This window comes from Stenotrophomonas sp. 05N37, from assembly GCF_056397365.1.
The window spans coordinates 748,478-761,382 of sequence record NZ_JBFTNG010000002.1; the positions used below are offsets into that span (position 1 = coordinate 748,478).

Annotated in this window: 11 protein-coding genes; 4 read left to right on the top strand and 7 right to left on the bottom strand. The window is 68.5% G+C overall.

The window, feature by feature from the left end:
- Positions 1-92 precede the first annotated feature (92 nt).
- Together AC1DGC_RS10080 and AC1DGC_RS10085 are read right to left on the bottom strand one after the other, a co-directional pair.
- On the bottom strand, positions 93-671 hold the full coding sequence (locus AC1DGC_RS10080) for a response regulator transcription factor (RefSeq protein ID WP_259204679.1): 579 nt from the start codon (positions 669-671) through the stop codon (positions 93-95).
- Complete coding sequence (locus tag AC1DGC_RS10085) at positions 668-1,894, bottom strand: ATP-binding protein (RefSeq protein ID WP_259204686.1); 1,227 nt, start codon at positions 1,892-1,894, stop codon at positions 668-670. Before AC1DGC_RS10085 ends, AC1DGC_RS10080 begins: the two co-directional genes overlap by 4 nt.
- 571 nt (positions 1,895-2,465) lie before the next feature.
- Between AC1DGC_RS10085 and ispG the strand changes: the two genes are divergently transcribed.
- From ispG to AC1DGC_RS10100, 3 genes are all read left to right on the top strand, one after another.
- Positions 2,466-3,731: a flavodoxin-dependent (E)-4-hydroxy-3-methylbut-2-enyl-diphosphate synthase gene (gene ispG / locus AC1DGC_RS10090; protein WP_259204687.1), complete on the top strand. Its 1,266-nt coding sequence runs from the start codon at positions 2,466-2,468 to the stop codon at positions 3,729-3,731.
- Positions 3,712-4,419 (top strand): phosphatase PAP2 family protein, encoded by a 708-nt coding sequence (locus AC1DGC_RS10095; RefSeq protein WP_259204688.1) that lies wholly within the window; start codon positions 3,712-3,714, stop codon positions 4,417-4,419. The genes ispG and AC1DGC_RS10095 overlap by 20 nt, the downstream gene beginning before the upstream one ends.
- A 222-nt stretch (positions 4,420-4,641) precedes the next feature.
- Positions 4,642-5,289 carry a response regulator gene (locus tag AC1DGC_RS10100; RefSeq protein WP_478047763.1) on the top strand — a complete coding sequence of 216 codons (648 nt, stop codon included), beginning with the start codon at positions 4,642-4,644 and terminating at the stop codon, positions 5,287-5,289.
- A 103-nt stretch (positions 5,290-5,392) separates the two neighbouring features.
- Here the strand turns inward: AC1DGC_RS10100 and AC1DGC_RS10105 are convergent, their stop codons facing one another.
- The 5 genes from AC1DGC_RS10105 to zwf form a co-directional block, all read right to left on the bottom strand.
- Positions 5,393-6,052 carry a bifunctional 4-hydroxy-2-oxoglutarate aldolase/2-dehydro-3-deoxy-phosphogluconate aldolase gene (locus tag AC1DGC_RS10105; RefSeq protein WP_478047764.1) on the bottom strand — a complete coding sequence of 220 codons (660 nt, stop codon included), beginning with the start codon at positions 6,050-6,052 and terminating at the stop codon, positions 5,393-5,395.
- A 271-nt stretch (positions 6,053-6,323) separates the two neighbouring features.
- Positions 6,324-8,240 (bottom strand): phosphogluconate dehydratase, encoded by a 1,917-nt coding sequence (gene edd / locus AC1DGC_RS10110; protein ID WP_259204716.1) that lies wholly within the window; start codon positions 8,238-8,240, stop codon positions 6,324-6,326.
- A gap of 45 nt (positions 8,241-8,285) precedes the next feature.
- A complete protein-coding gene (gene pgl, locus AC1DGC_RS10115; RefSeq protein ID WP_394164430.1) occupies positions 8,286-9,008 on the bottom strand; it encodes a 6-phosphogluconolactonase in 723 nt (240 codons plus the stop codon).
- Positions 9,005-10,012, bottom strand: a complete 1,008-nt coding sequence (gene glk, locus AC1DGC_RS10120; protein ID WP_394164429.1) for a glucokinase — start codon at positions 10,010-10,012, stop codon at positions 9,005-9,007. The genes pgl and glk overlap by 4 nt, the downstream gene beginning before the upstream one ends.
- Positions 10,009-11,451 carry a glucose-6-phosphate dehydrogenase gene (gene zwf, locus AC1DGC_RS10125; RefSeq protein WP_259204743.1) on the bottom strand — a complete coding sequence of 481 codons (1,443 nt, stop codon included), beginning with the start codon at positions 11,449-11,451 and terminating at the stop codon, positions 10,009-10,011. Before zwf ends, glk begins: the two co-directional genes overlap by 4 nt.
- 352 nt (positions 11,452-11,803) lie before the next feature.
- Between zwf and AC1DGC_RS10130 the strand changes: the two genes are divergently transcribed.
- Positions 11,804-12,895 (top strand): ABC transporter ATP-binding protein, encoded by a 1,092-nt coding sequence (locus AC1DGC_RS10130; RefSeq protein ID WP_259204751.1) that lies wholly within the window; start codon positions 11,804-11,806, stop codon positions 12,893-12,895.
- The last annotated feature ends 10 nt before the right edge of the window (positions 12,896-12,905 follow it).

Genomic DNA, 12,905 nt, shown 5'->3' on the forward strand with positions numbered 1-12,905 from the left:
CGCAGCCGACCAACGGTCGGCTCTACCGGTGTTCGCGTAGCGGACCAACGGTCGGCATTACCGGTGTTTCCGCAGCCAACCAACGGTCGGCATCACCGGGTCGGGTCGCGTTCCGGGCTCGGGCGTTTGGCCAGCTTGCGCTGCAGCGAGCGGCGGTGCATGCCCAGCAGCCGCGCCGCGGCCGACACATTGCCGCCGGTTTCATGCATCGCCTGCTGGATGTGTTCCCACTGCAGGCGACTGATCGGGGTCATCGCATCCGGTGGCTCGAGTTCGCCATCATCGGCCGGGCCATCGTCTTCCTCGCCGAGCGCGCGCAGGATCATCGGCACCGTGGCCGGCTTGGGCAGGTAGTCGTCGGCCCCCAGCTTGATCGCTTCCACCGCGGTGGCGATGCTGGCGTAGCCGGTCACCAGCAGGATCCGCATGTCTTCGCGCAGGGCGCGCAGCGGCTGGATCAACGACAGGCCCGATTCGGCGCCCAGTTTCAGGTCGATCAGCGCATAGGCGGGCGGTTGCTGGCGGGCCAGCATCAGCGCCGAGGCGATGTCGCTGGCAGTTACCGTTTCCAGGCCCTTGCGGGCCAGGCTGCGCTGCAGGGTGCGCAGGTACAGTTCGTCGTCATCAACCAGCAGGCCGTGGCTGGCGGCAGGCAGGGGGGGCGTGGTCATGCGGAGGTCTCCTGGGAGGCCAGGGGCAGGCGGAAGCCGACGCGGGTACCGGCACCATTGGCCGGGCGCATCCACAACTCGCCGTCCAGGCGTTCGATGGTGGCATGGGACAGGGCCAGGCCGACGCCCATGCCCTGGGTCTTGCCGCTGTTGAACAGGGTGCCGGGCAGGACGGCCTGGCGCGCGTCGAAGCCGTGGCCGTAGTCGCGCACTTCACCGATGAGGTCATCGCCTTCGATGCGCAGGGTGAGGTCGACCTGCGGGCGCTCGGCCTTCTCACCGGCGTCGGCGGCGTTGTTGAGCAGCACCATCAGCAGGTGGCCGATGCCCGGGTCCAGCGGCAGCTTCAGCGGGGCGTCGTCGTTGCGCTTGAGGGTGATGGTCGGGCGCACCAGCCGCCATTGCTCGAGCACCTGCGGCAGGGTCACGACCTCGCGACCGGGCGCATCGCCGGCTGCGGGGCGGGCCAGCGCGAGCACCCGTTCGCGGCACTGCACCAGCAGCTCGCGCAGGGTGTCCACGTCTTCGCGCACTTCCGGGCTGTCGGCCTGGTCGGCGATGTCGTCGGCGAGCAGGGTCATGGTCGCCAGCGGGGTGTTGAGTTCATGCGCGACGGAGGCGGCATGGGTGGCCAGCGCGACGATGCCTTCGTTGCGGACGAAGCGCTCGCGCAGCATGGCCAGTTCGTGCTCGCGCTGGCGCAGGGCGATCGCCAGGCGGGTGGCGAACACCAGCACGACGGTGGCCGATAGCAGGAAATTGCACACCACGCCCCACTGGTGCATCTGCATGGCCGTGAAGTAGCCGGCCGGCAGTGGCAGGCCGAAGATGCCGCTGGCGGCGTAGCCGACGAGGCAGGTGGCGGCGACTGCGAGGGTCCAGCGCAGCGGCAGGGCCAGCGCGGCCAGGGCGATCAGGATGAGGAAGAGCGAGCCGAACGGATTGCCGATGCCGCCGCTCCAGCCGACCATCCAGGTGAGGATGATGACGTCGACGAGGATGTGGCCGAACGCGGTGACCGGGGCGGTGTCGGCGTGGTGTACGCGCAGTTGGGCGTAGAGGTTGAACAGGGCCAGTGCGGCGACGCCGGCCCAGAGGGGGCGTTGCGGGAGTTCGAGGCCGAGTACGGAGGTGGCGACGAGGATGGTGGCCGCCTGGCCGGCCACGGCGAGCCAGCGCAGGCTGCACAGGGTACGGAGGAAGGGGGCGTCGGTACCGGTCATGACGCACATGCTATGCGCTCGGCGCGCGACCTGCCTGCGACAATCGGCCGCATCGGGGGGAATTTGGTTTTTTAAAGGCTACAGCGCTCTGGAGCTTGAGAGCCGAAGCCGCGAGTGCGGGCATGCGCTGGGTGGGGTGGGCGCGGGTGGCGTTGCGGGACACGCCGTGAACCCATCCCTGGGGGCTCTTTTTGCGCCATCCATGGCGCAAAACGGTCCCGCAACGCCACCCGCACCCACCCCCGTCAGTGGGTCGGTGCGCAGGGGGGAGCAACGGCAACGGCAACGGCAGTGGGACTGGGAAGGGAGGGGCACTGGGAAGGGGAAGGGGAAGGGGAAGGGGAAGGGGAAGGGGAAGGGGAAGGGGAAGGGGAAGGGGAAGAGCACGGCGAAGGGAGGGGGAAGGGGCGGCATGGGGAGGGCTGGGCAGGCTCGGCGCTGCCGTCGGTTTTGTTGGCGCCCGTCTGCGCCGCGTGTGAGGTCGGGCGACGACCGGTGACGAGGAAAACCGCAGATGAGTCGTGCTTCAAGGCAGTCACCACCGGCGCGCCCGGCGCGGTAAAATGCCGGGATGCACGACGCCGTCAGCCAACCGACCCAACCCTCCGACACCACCGTGTGGGCCCGCCGCCAGACCCAGGCCGTCCGCATTGGCGGGGTGGTGGTGGGGGGAGGCCAGCCCGTGGTGGTGCAGTCGATGACCAACACCGACACCGCCGACGTGGCCGCCAGCGTCAAGCAGGTCGCCGAATTGTGGCGGGCCGGGTCGGAGATGGTGCGATTGACCGTCAACAACCCCGAGTCGGCCGCGGCGATCCCGCGCATCGTGGAAAAGCTGCGGATGATGGGGATCGAGGTCCCGCTGATCGGCGACTTCCACTACAACGGCCACCAGCTGCTGACCCAGGAGCCGGCCTGCGCCGAGGCATTGGCCAAGTACCGGATCAACCCCGGCAACGTCGGCTTCGGCAAGAAGAAGGACACCCAGTTCGCGCAGTTGATCGAGTTCGCGATCCGCTACGACAAGCCGGTGCGCATCGGCGCCAACTGGGGGTCGCTGGACCAGTCGCTGGCTGCGCGCCTGATGGACGAGAACAGCCAGCGGGCGCAGCCCTGGGATGCTGGCCGGGTGCTGCGCGAGGCGCTGATCCGTTCGGCGCTGGACTCCGCGCATACCGCCGTCGAACTGGGCCTGCCGCGCGATCGCATCGTGCTCTCGGCCAAGGTCAGTGGCGTGCAGGAGCTGATCGCGGTCTACCGCGACCTGGCCCAGCGCTCGGACTTCGCCCTGCACCTGGGCCTGACCGAAGCCGGCATCGGCAGCAAGGGCATCGTCGCCTCCTCGGCGGCGCTGGCGGTGCTGCTGCAGGAAGGCATCGGCGACACCATCCGCATTTCGCTCACCCCGGAACCCGGGCAGTCGCGCACCGCCGAGGTGATCGTGGCCCAGGAGCTGCTGCAGACCACCGGGCAGCGTGCCTTCACGCCGCTGGTCACCGCCTGCCCGGGCTGTGGCCGCACCACCTCCGAGTTCTTCCAGGAGTTGGCCAAGGTGGTGCAGAACCACGTGCGCGGGAAGATGCCGGAATGGAAGGTGAGCCACCCGGGCGCGGAGAACATGACCCTGGCGGTGATGGGCTGCATCGTCAACGGCCCGGGCGAATCGCGCCACGCCAACATCGGCATTTCGCTGCCGGGCACCGGCGAAACGCCGGCCGCGCCGGTCTTCGTGGACGGCGAGAAGACCGTGACGCTGCGCGGCGACAACATCGCCCAGGAGTTCGTGGCGCTGATCGACGATTACGTCGAACGCAAGTATGTCCGCAGCGTCGGATAAGCCCGCGCCGCTGGCCGCACCCGAGCCGGCCGCCGGCTTCCGCCACTGGATGGCCCAGAACGCCTGGCGTTTCGTGCTGCTGTTCGTCGGCGTGTTGCTGCCGCTGGCCGCCTTCGTGGCCCTCGCCGATGAAGTGCATGAGCTGGAGTCGTTCTATTTCGACGCGCCGCTGCTGTGGACCCTGCACGGGTTGCATTCGCCGGGGCTGGACCGCTTTTTCGTGCTGCTGTCCAAGCTGGGCTATGAGTGGTTCCTGATCCCGGTCGACGTGCTGATCGTCGCCGTGCTGCTGGCGCTCAAGCGCTGGCGCGAGGCCAGTTTCGTGGCGATCTGCTTCGTCGGCTCGGCCTTGTTGAACATGGGCAGCAAGCAGTTCTTCCAGCGCGACCGGCCCAGCCTGTGGGAATCGATCGCCCCGGAAAGCACGTTCAGTTTCCCCAGCGGCCACGCCATGGGCTCGATGACCCTGGCGGTCACGGTGGTGCTGCTGGCCTGGAACACCCGCTGGCGCTGGCCAGTGCTGGTGCTGGCGCCTGCGTTCAGCCTGCTGGTCAGCGTGTCGCGGGTCTACCTGGGCGTGCACTACCCGTCGGACATCCTGGCCGGGTGGTGTGCGGCGCTGGTTTGGGTGGTAGGGTGCTTCCTGGTCATGTTTCGACGCGGGGGCCCCTGGCGGCACCTGCGCTGAGCCAGGCGGACGCGGGTGCGCCGATTGCGCCACTCCCCGCAGGCGTACACTGATAGGTGTAGTAAACCGATAAAGCCTGGGGTGAAAGGCTTAGGGGAAGGGCAGGCAAGCATGGGTGTGATGCGGGCACCAGAACGCGCCGACAGGGGGGACATGTCCTTGTTATCACGCACCCCCGCGGCTAGGCTTGCCCCCGTTCGCAGCGTTTGAAGAGGTGCGTGGATGACGATTCGAGTGTATCTGGTGGACGATCATGCGCTGGTGAGAACCGGCATGAGGATGATCCTGTCCAACGAGACCGATATCGAGGTAGTCGGTGAAGCGGACTCCGGTGAAGATGCGTTGCCTGACATCCGTCAGCTGCGACCGGACGTGGTGTTGTGCGACCTGCACCTGCCGGGCGTGAGCGGGATGGAAGTCACCGAACGGGTGGTGCGGGGCGACCACGGCACCCGCGTGGTGATCGTATCGGTGCTGGAAGATGGCCCCATGCCCAAGCGGCTGCTCGAGGCCGGTGCGTCCGGTTATATCGGCAAAGGCTGCGATGCGCAGGAACTGCTCCGTGCCGTGCGCGACGCGGCGATGGGCCGACGCTACCTGGGCAGCAGCATCGCGCAGAACCTGGCGCTGTCCAACGTGGAAGGCAGCCAGTCGCCGTTCGACACCCTGTCCCCGCGCGAGCTGGAAGTGGCGCTGCTGCTCACCCAGGGCCTGCGCCAGGAAGACATCGCCAAGCGCCTGAGCCTGAGCGCCAAGACCGTCAACACGCACAAGGCGCGCCTGTTCGAGAAGATGGGCATCCACGACAACATCGCACTGGCGCGCATGGCCAGCCAGTACGGCCTGGTGGATCCGGCGCGCCCGATGTAACCGCCGACGACAGGTGCACTCAAAAAAACGCCCGGGCATGCCCGGGCGTTTTTTATGTGACGGGTGGAGCCACGCCCTGCGTGGCCGCGCCCCGATGCAGGCCTCAGTGCGAGCGCACCCGCGCAACGATCCTGGCCGCCTGCGCCGCACTCTCGCGCACCTTGTCCCACTGGCCCTGTTCGATCCAGTTGCCCGGCACCATCCACGAGCCGCCGATGCAGACCACGTTCTTCTGCTCCAGGTACTCGGCCGCGGTGTCCTCGGTGATGCCACCGGTCGGGCACAGCTTCAGGTCCGGGATCGGACCGGCCAGGCCCTTGATCATCGCCAGCCCGCCCACGGCCGAGGCCGGGAACAGCTTGCACACCCGGAAACCACGCGCATACAGCGCCAGCATCTCGGTGGGCGAGGCCGCACCGGGCACCACCGGCAGCGGCGCCTGCGCCAGCGCATCGGCCATGTGCGCCGGCGTGCCCGGCGTCACCAGGAAGTCTGCGCCGGCATCGATCGACTGCTGCATCTGCTCCACCGTCAGTACCGTGCCCGCACCCACCACCACATCGGGCAGCTCGCGCTTGAGCATCGCCAACGCCTCCATCGCCACCGGCGTGCGCAGCGTCAACTCGATGGCCGGCAGCCCGCCTTCCAGCAGCGCGGCGCTGACCGCACGGGCCTGATCGAGGGTATGCACCGTCACCACCGGCAGGATGCCAGCGGCAAGCAGCAGGGATTCGGCGCGTTTCTGGTGTTCGGCGATGCTCATGTGTTCGTTCTCTCTTTTCAGTGACTGCAGCGCAAACGACGCGCCGGAATGTGTCCGAGGGCCGCGGATCGCCCTGGTCGGGACCGTCAAGCGGCATGGGCCCGACGCAGGCGTCGGGCCGGTTGGGCAGGACGCCCAACCCTGGCCGTGCCGTGTGCGCAGGATCGCGTACACGCGCAAGCCGCTTGCGAGCCCCCATGGAGGGGGTGACACGTGTCCTGATCAGGGCCAACCGCTGCCTCGGCCAGGACAACCCACCGCTGCGTTTGCCTCAGGCGTCCTTGCTCTCATGGGGCGCCGCCGCAGCAGCAGCATCACGGCCCAGGTCGTACTCGGCGTCGTAATTCCAGATATCGCCGTCAGCCGTCGCCGGCCCGCACGAAATCGAAATCGCGCCCTGGTCGGCCGGACCCACCACGCGCCGGTTCAGCGCGAACAGGTTGCGGCCCAGGTCGTTCGCCGCCGGTGCCGTGTTCGGTGCCGGCGCGCGTGCGGCGAATTCCGCCGCATCCACCAGCAGCTCCAGCGTGCCTGCTTCACCATCCAGGCGGATGATGTCGCCTTCGCGCACCCGTGCCAGCGGCCCGCCGCGCGAGGCTTCCGGCGTCATGTGGATCGCCGCCGGGAACTTGCCCGACGCGCCCGACAGACGCCCATCGGTCACCAGCGCCACCCGGCGCCCCTGGTTCTGCAGCAGCCCGAGCAGCGGCGCCAGCGAATGCAGTTCCGGCATGCCGTTCGCACGCGGTCCCTGGTAACGCACCACGGCCACGAAATCGTGCGGCAACACACCAGCGGCATGCAGCTTGTTGAGCACCTGCGGCGCATCGACCACCACGGCCGGCGCCTCGATCGTGCGGAACTCCGGCTTCACCGCGGACAGCTTGATCAGCGACCGGCCCAGGTTGCCGCGCAGCAGGCGCAGACCGCCCTGCGCTTCAAACGGCTCGGCCACGCCACGCACCACGCCGGGATCGGCGCTTTCGCGCACACCGTCGACATAGGTCAGGGTGCCCTCGCGCAGGGCCGGCTCCTGGCCGTACTGGCGCATCCCGCCTTCGGCCACGGTCTGCAGGTCGGCGTGCATCAGCCCGGCGTCCATCAGTTCGCGGAACACGAACGCGGTACCGCCGGCAGCGGCGAAACGGTTCACGTCGGCCTCGCCGTTCGGATACACCCGGGCCAGCAGCGGGATCAGCTGCGAGAGCTGGTCCATGTCGTCCCAGGTCAGCACGATGCCGGCCGCACGCGCCACCGCGATCCAGTGGATGGTGTGGTTGGTCGAGCCGCCCGTGGCCATCAGCGTGACCACCGCATTGACGATCGCGCGCTCGTCGATCAGCCGGCCGAGCGGACGGAAGTCATCGCCCAGCGCGCTGATTTCCAGGGCGCGCTCGCCGGCGCGGCGGGTGAGTGCGTCGCGCAGCGGCGTGTCCGGATTGACGAACGACGCGCCCGGCAGCTGCACGCCCATCGCCTCCAGCAGGGTCTGGTTGGAGTTGGCGGTGCCGTAGAAGGTGCAGGTGCCGGCGCCGTGGTAGGAGGCCGCCTCGGCTTCCAGCAGTTCCTCGCGGGTGGCCAGGCCCGCGGCGTAGCGCTCGCGCACTTCGGCCTTCTGCTTGTTCGGGATGCCCGGGGTCATCGGCCCGGCCGGCAGGAAGATCGCCGGCAGGTGGCCGAACGCCAGCGCGCCGATCAGCAGGCCCGGCACGATCTTGTCGCACACGCCGAGGTAGACGCTGGCATCGAACATGTCATGGCTCAGCCCGATCGCGGTGGACTGGGCGATCACATCGCGCGAGAACAGCGACAGCTCCATGCCGCCGCGGCCCTGGGTAACCCCGTCGCACATCGCCGGCACGCCGCCGGCGACCTGCGCGGTGGCGCCCATCTCGCGGGCCACCTGGCGCAGGATCTCCGGGTAGTGCTCGAACGGCTGGTGCGCCGACAGCATGTCGTTGTAGGCGGTGATGATGCCCAGGTTGGGGGTGACGCCGCCGCGCAGGCGCGACTTGTCGGTCGGGCCGCAGGCAGCGAAGCCATGGGCGAGGTTGCCGCAGCTCAGGCGCGAGCGGAACGGGCCGTCGCGCAGCGCGGCATCGATCCCGGCAAGGTAGGCGGCGCGCGAGGCGACACTGCGCTGGACGATGCGCTGGGTGATGGCATGGAGTTGGGGATGCAGGCTCATTGGCTACCGGCTATGAGAAGGCGAACGGAACAACACCGGAGGAGATCAGTCACACCAGTGGACGCGCAGTTTGGCGCCGTCGAGATCGATCGCGTTGAGGATGGGATACAGCTGCGGATTGTTGCTTTCCAGCGCCTGTTTGAGCACTTCCAGCTTCTGCTTGCCACGCAGCAGCAACAGGCGCTGGCGACTCTGCTTGAGGCCGTGCGGGGTGAGGGTGATGCGCAGCGGCCACTGGTTGGAACCGGGGCAACCGGTGGCGTCCAGTGCGGCGTAGGGCAGGGTGCTTTCCAGTGCGCGGGCCAGGTCGCGGGAGCCGGGGAAGAGCGAGGCGGTGTGCCCGTCGTTGCCCATCCCGAGCACGCTCAGGCACGGCGCCTGGCTGTGCTGGGCCTGCAGGTTGGCGGTGTAGACGCATTCGGGCAGCGGCTTGCCGACCCGCACCAGCGGATCGAAATGCGCGCCTTCGGCACGCGCGAGGAAGCTCTCGCGGACCAGCCAGGCATTGCTGTCGCGGTCCTGCGGCGACAGCCAGCGCTCATCGACCAGGCTCACTTCAACGCGGTCCCAGTGCACGTCCAGTTCGGCCAGCGCCTGGTACACCGGCGCCGGCGTGGTGCCGCCGGACAGCAGCATGCGCGCGCGGCCGAAGGTGGTGATGTCCTGGTTGAGCGCCTGCGCCATTTCCGCGGCGATGGCCTCGATCCAGCCATCGGCATCGCCGTGGCGGATCAGCGTGAAGCGATCGGAGGTGTCCAGCGTGTTCATGCGTTGATTCCTTGCAGGTCGCGCTCGACATCGGCAGCGTAGGCGGCCGAACCGAGCAGGCCCGCATGCGGGTGCATCACCGCCAGCGACGGGACGCGGGCCATGATCGAGGAGAAGCGCCCCTTGTGTTCGAAGCGCTGGCGGAAGCCGGAATGCTGCAGCGAGTCGAGCATCTTCGGGGTCAGGCCGCCGGTCAGGAACACGCCATCCCAGGCGCCCTGCATCAGCACCAGGTCGCCGGCGATCGCGCCGAACACCGCGCAGAACACGTCCACCGTGCGCATCGCCTGCGGGTCGCCGTGCAGCGCACGGGCGGTGACGTCCACCGGCTGCAGCTGGCCCGGATCGATGTCGGCCATCTCGCAGACCGCGCGATGGATGTTGACCAGGCCCGGGCCGCAGATCAGGCGCTCGTTGGAGACGCGGCCGAACTGCTCGGAGAGGATCTCCAGGATGCGGATTTCTTCCGGCGTGCCGGGCGGGAAGCTGACATGGCCGCCTTCGGTTTCCAGCGGGTAGCAGCGCCCGTGGCGCAGGATCAGGCCACCCACGCCAAGCCCGGTACCGGGCCCGATCACCGCGTAGTTGCGCGACTGGCCGGGCTTGCCGGGTACCCACGCCGCGCCGCCGACCTGGACCACGTCCTGCGGCTGCAGCAGCGAGATGGCCATTGCCTGCGCGGCGAAATCATTGATCAGGTGCAGCTCGTCGAAGCCGAGCATGTGCGCGGTGCGGCTGCGCGAGATCACCCACGGATGGTTGGTGATGCGCGCTTCGTCGCCGTCCACGCGCCCGGCCACGGCGAACACGCCGCGGGTGGCCTGTGCACCCACCTGTTCAAGGTAGTGCTGTGCCGCCTCGCCCAGCGAGGGGAACTCGGCGACCGCGAATTCGCGGATGCTGTCCTGCTGCAGCGGTGCGTCCAGGCTGGTGTCGGCCAGGGCGAAGCGGGCGTTGGTGCCGCCGATATCGGCGACCAGGACCGGTTGGTTCTGCAGCGTCATGCGTTGCCGTCCTTGCGGCCGGCATCGGCATCGACTTCGGCGGGCAGGAAGCCGGCGGCCTCGGCCGGGCCCCACTCGCCAGCAGGGTAGGGCTGCAACGGCAGGCTGGCGGCCTTCCAGGCATCGCTGACGCTGTCGATCCACGCCCACGCGGCGCGCACTTCGTCGTCGCGCACGAACAGCGCGTGGTTGCCGTTGAAGGCGTCCAGGAACAGGCGCTCGTAGGCGATGCGGCGGTGCAGGCCGGTCGGGACGGACAGTTCCAGTTCCAGCGGATGCAGTTCCAGCGCGCCCCATTCCGGGCCGGCCAGCGAGCTCATCAGGCCCAGCTCGATGTTCTCCTGCGGCTGCAGCTGGAAGACGATGCGGTTGGGCGTGGCGTTGCGACGATGCGGCCGCTCGAACAGCCAATGCGTGACCGGCTTGAGCGTAACCACCACGCGAGTGGTGCGCTCGGCCAGGCGCTTGCCGGTGACCAGGTGGAACGGCACGCCGGACCAGCGCCAGTTGTCGATATGCGCGGTGACGCCGGCGAAGGTTTCCACGTCGCTGCCTTCCGGCGGCTGGTAGGCCTGGGCGGGCTGGCCGTTGATGGTGCCGGCGGTGTAGCGACCGCGCACGCTGTCGCGCGCGGCGTGCTTGGCGTCGAGCGGGCGCAGGGCGCGCAGCACCTTGACCTTCTCATCGCGGATGCGGTCGGCTTCCAGCGAGGCCGGCGGCTCCATCGCCACCAGGCACAGCAGCTGCAGGATGTGGCTCTGGACCATGTCGCGCAGCGCGCCGGAGCGGGCGTAATAGGCGTCGCGGCCATCCACGCCTTCGCTCTCGGCGACCAGGATGTGCACCGACTCGATGTAGTTGCGGTTCCAGACCGCTTCCAGCAGCGTGTTGCCGAAGCGCAGCGCGATCAGGTTCTGCACCGCGGCCTTGCCCAGGTAGTGGTCCAGGCGGAACACGCGGTCTTCGTCGATCCACTGGCCGATGGTGGAGATGATCTCCTCGGCACTGGCGCTGTCGCTGCCGATCGGCTTTTCCAGCATCAACCGGTGCGGTGCGGCCAGGGCGCCGCCCTTGGCCAGGCCTTCGCAGGTGGAGATGTACAGGCCCGGCGGGATGGCCAGGTAGCTCACGCAGTGGCGGTCGACCAGGTCGCTGACCGACTCGGCCACCGAGTCCGGGTTGCGCAGGTCCACCGAGCGGTAATCGATGCGCATCAGCAGCGAATGGATGTCGTCCTGGCTCGCCATCGGCATGGCCTGCTGCAGGCGCGGCCGCAGGATCTCGCGGAACCCCTCGGTGTCGTGCGGGGACAGGGCCAGCGCACGGATCTTGAAATCTTCCGCCAGCAGGCCGTCGCCCAGCAGGCGCAGCAGGGAGGGGAACAGGTAGCGCTGGGCCAGGTCGCCGGTGGCGCCGAACAGGAAGAGGGTGTCGTGCATCGCTCGAGTTTCAGATCCGGGTGACATCGTTGTCAATCGCTTCTCGTCTATGTTCTCGGGGGTCTCGCCGGGCGTGATGTCCGATGTTGCAGAAGCAACATGAACAGGCACGCGCCTGCGCATCATGGGGCATGTTGCGGGCGGATCGGGAGACTGTGGACTCCCCGACGCGTCGCGGTCATGACCGACCAACGGATACTGCCACGTGAAAACGTTTACATGGCAGAATGAGCAGACTGTATTCGATTGCAGTGGTCGCCGTCATGCGGCACCACGCCATCGACCTGCCATCGGGAGGGCCGAAGGCAGTTCCGCACAACAGCCCGGCAGCGGGCGGACTGGAATGGGTGATATGGCAAAAGTGCAGTTGCAGGGCGTGCGCAAGGTCTACGACAACGGCCAGGTGGCCGTCCAGGGCGCGACCTTCGAAGTGGCCGATGGTGAATTGATGGTGCTGGTGGGGCCGTCCGGGTGTGGCAAGTCGACCTTGCTGCGCATGGTCGCCGGCCTGGAAGAGATCAGCGGCGGCACGCTGACGATCGGTGACCGGGTGGTCAACGACGTGGCGCCCAAGGACCGCGACATCGCCATGGTGTTCCAGAGCTATGCGCTGTACCCGCACATGACCGTGGCCGAGAACCTGGCCTTCGGCCTGAAGCTGCGCGGCCACGACAAGGCGACGATCGGCAAGCGGGTCAGCGAAGCGGCCGAGACGCTGGGCCTGACCGACATGCTCGACAAGCTGCCCAAGGCGATGTCCGGCGGCCAGCGTCAGCGCGTGGCGCTGGGCCGTGCGCTGGTGCGCGAGCCGGCCGTGTTCCTGCTGGACGAGCCGCTGTCCAACCTGGACGCCAAGCTGCGCCACAGCGTGCGCACCGAAATCGCGCAGCTGCACCGCAAGCTGGGCACCACGATGATCTACGTGACCCATGACCAGGTCGAGGCGATGACCCTCGGCCAGCGCATCGTGGTGCTGAAGGATGGCGTGATCCAGCAGATCGATACGCCGATGGCGTTGTACGACCGCCCGGCCAATCTGTTCGTGGCCGGCTTCCTTGGCAGCCCGGCGATGAATGTGCTGCGCGGCACGCTGCAGCGCACCGACAGCGGCATCGCGGTGCAGGAAGCGCAGTTGACCGCGCCGCTGGGCCAGGCGACGGTCGATCCGGCCTGGATCGGCAGGACTGTTGCGGTGGGCGTGCGGCCGGAGCACCTGCAGCCGGCGGCGGCGGGGGATGCGACGGGCTTCGAGGCGACCATCGACGGTATCGAGCCGGTCGGCAACGAGATCTTCGTCAACATGACCCGTGGCGGCCAGGCGCTGGTGATGCGCGTGGCGCCGCAGGCATTGCCGCAGGTCGGCGAGAGCATCCGCGTGGCGATCCACCCGAAGGGGCTGCACTTCTTCGACGCCGAGACCGGCGAGCGCTTGAACGCGGGCTGAGGTGGCGGGG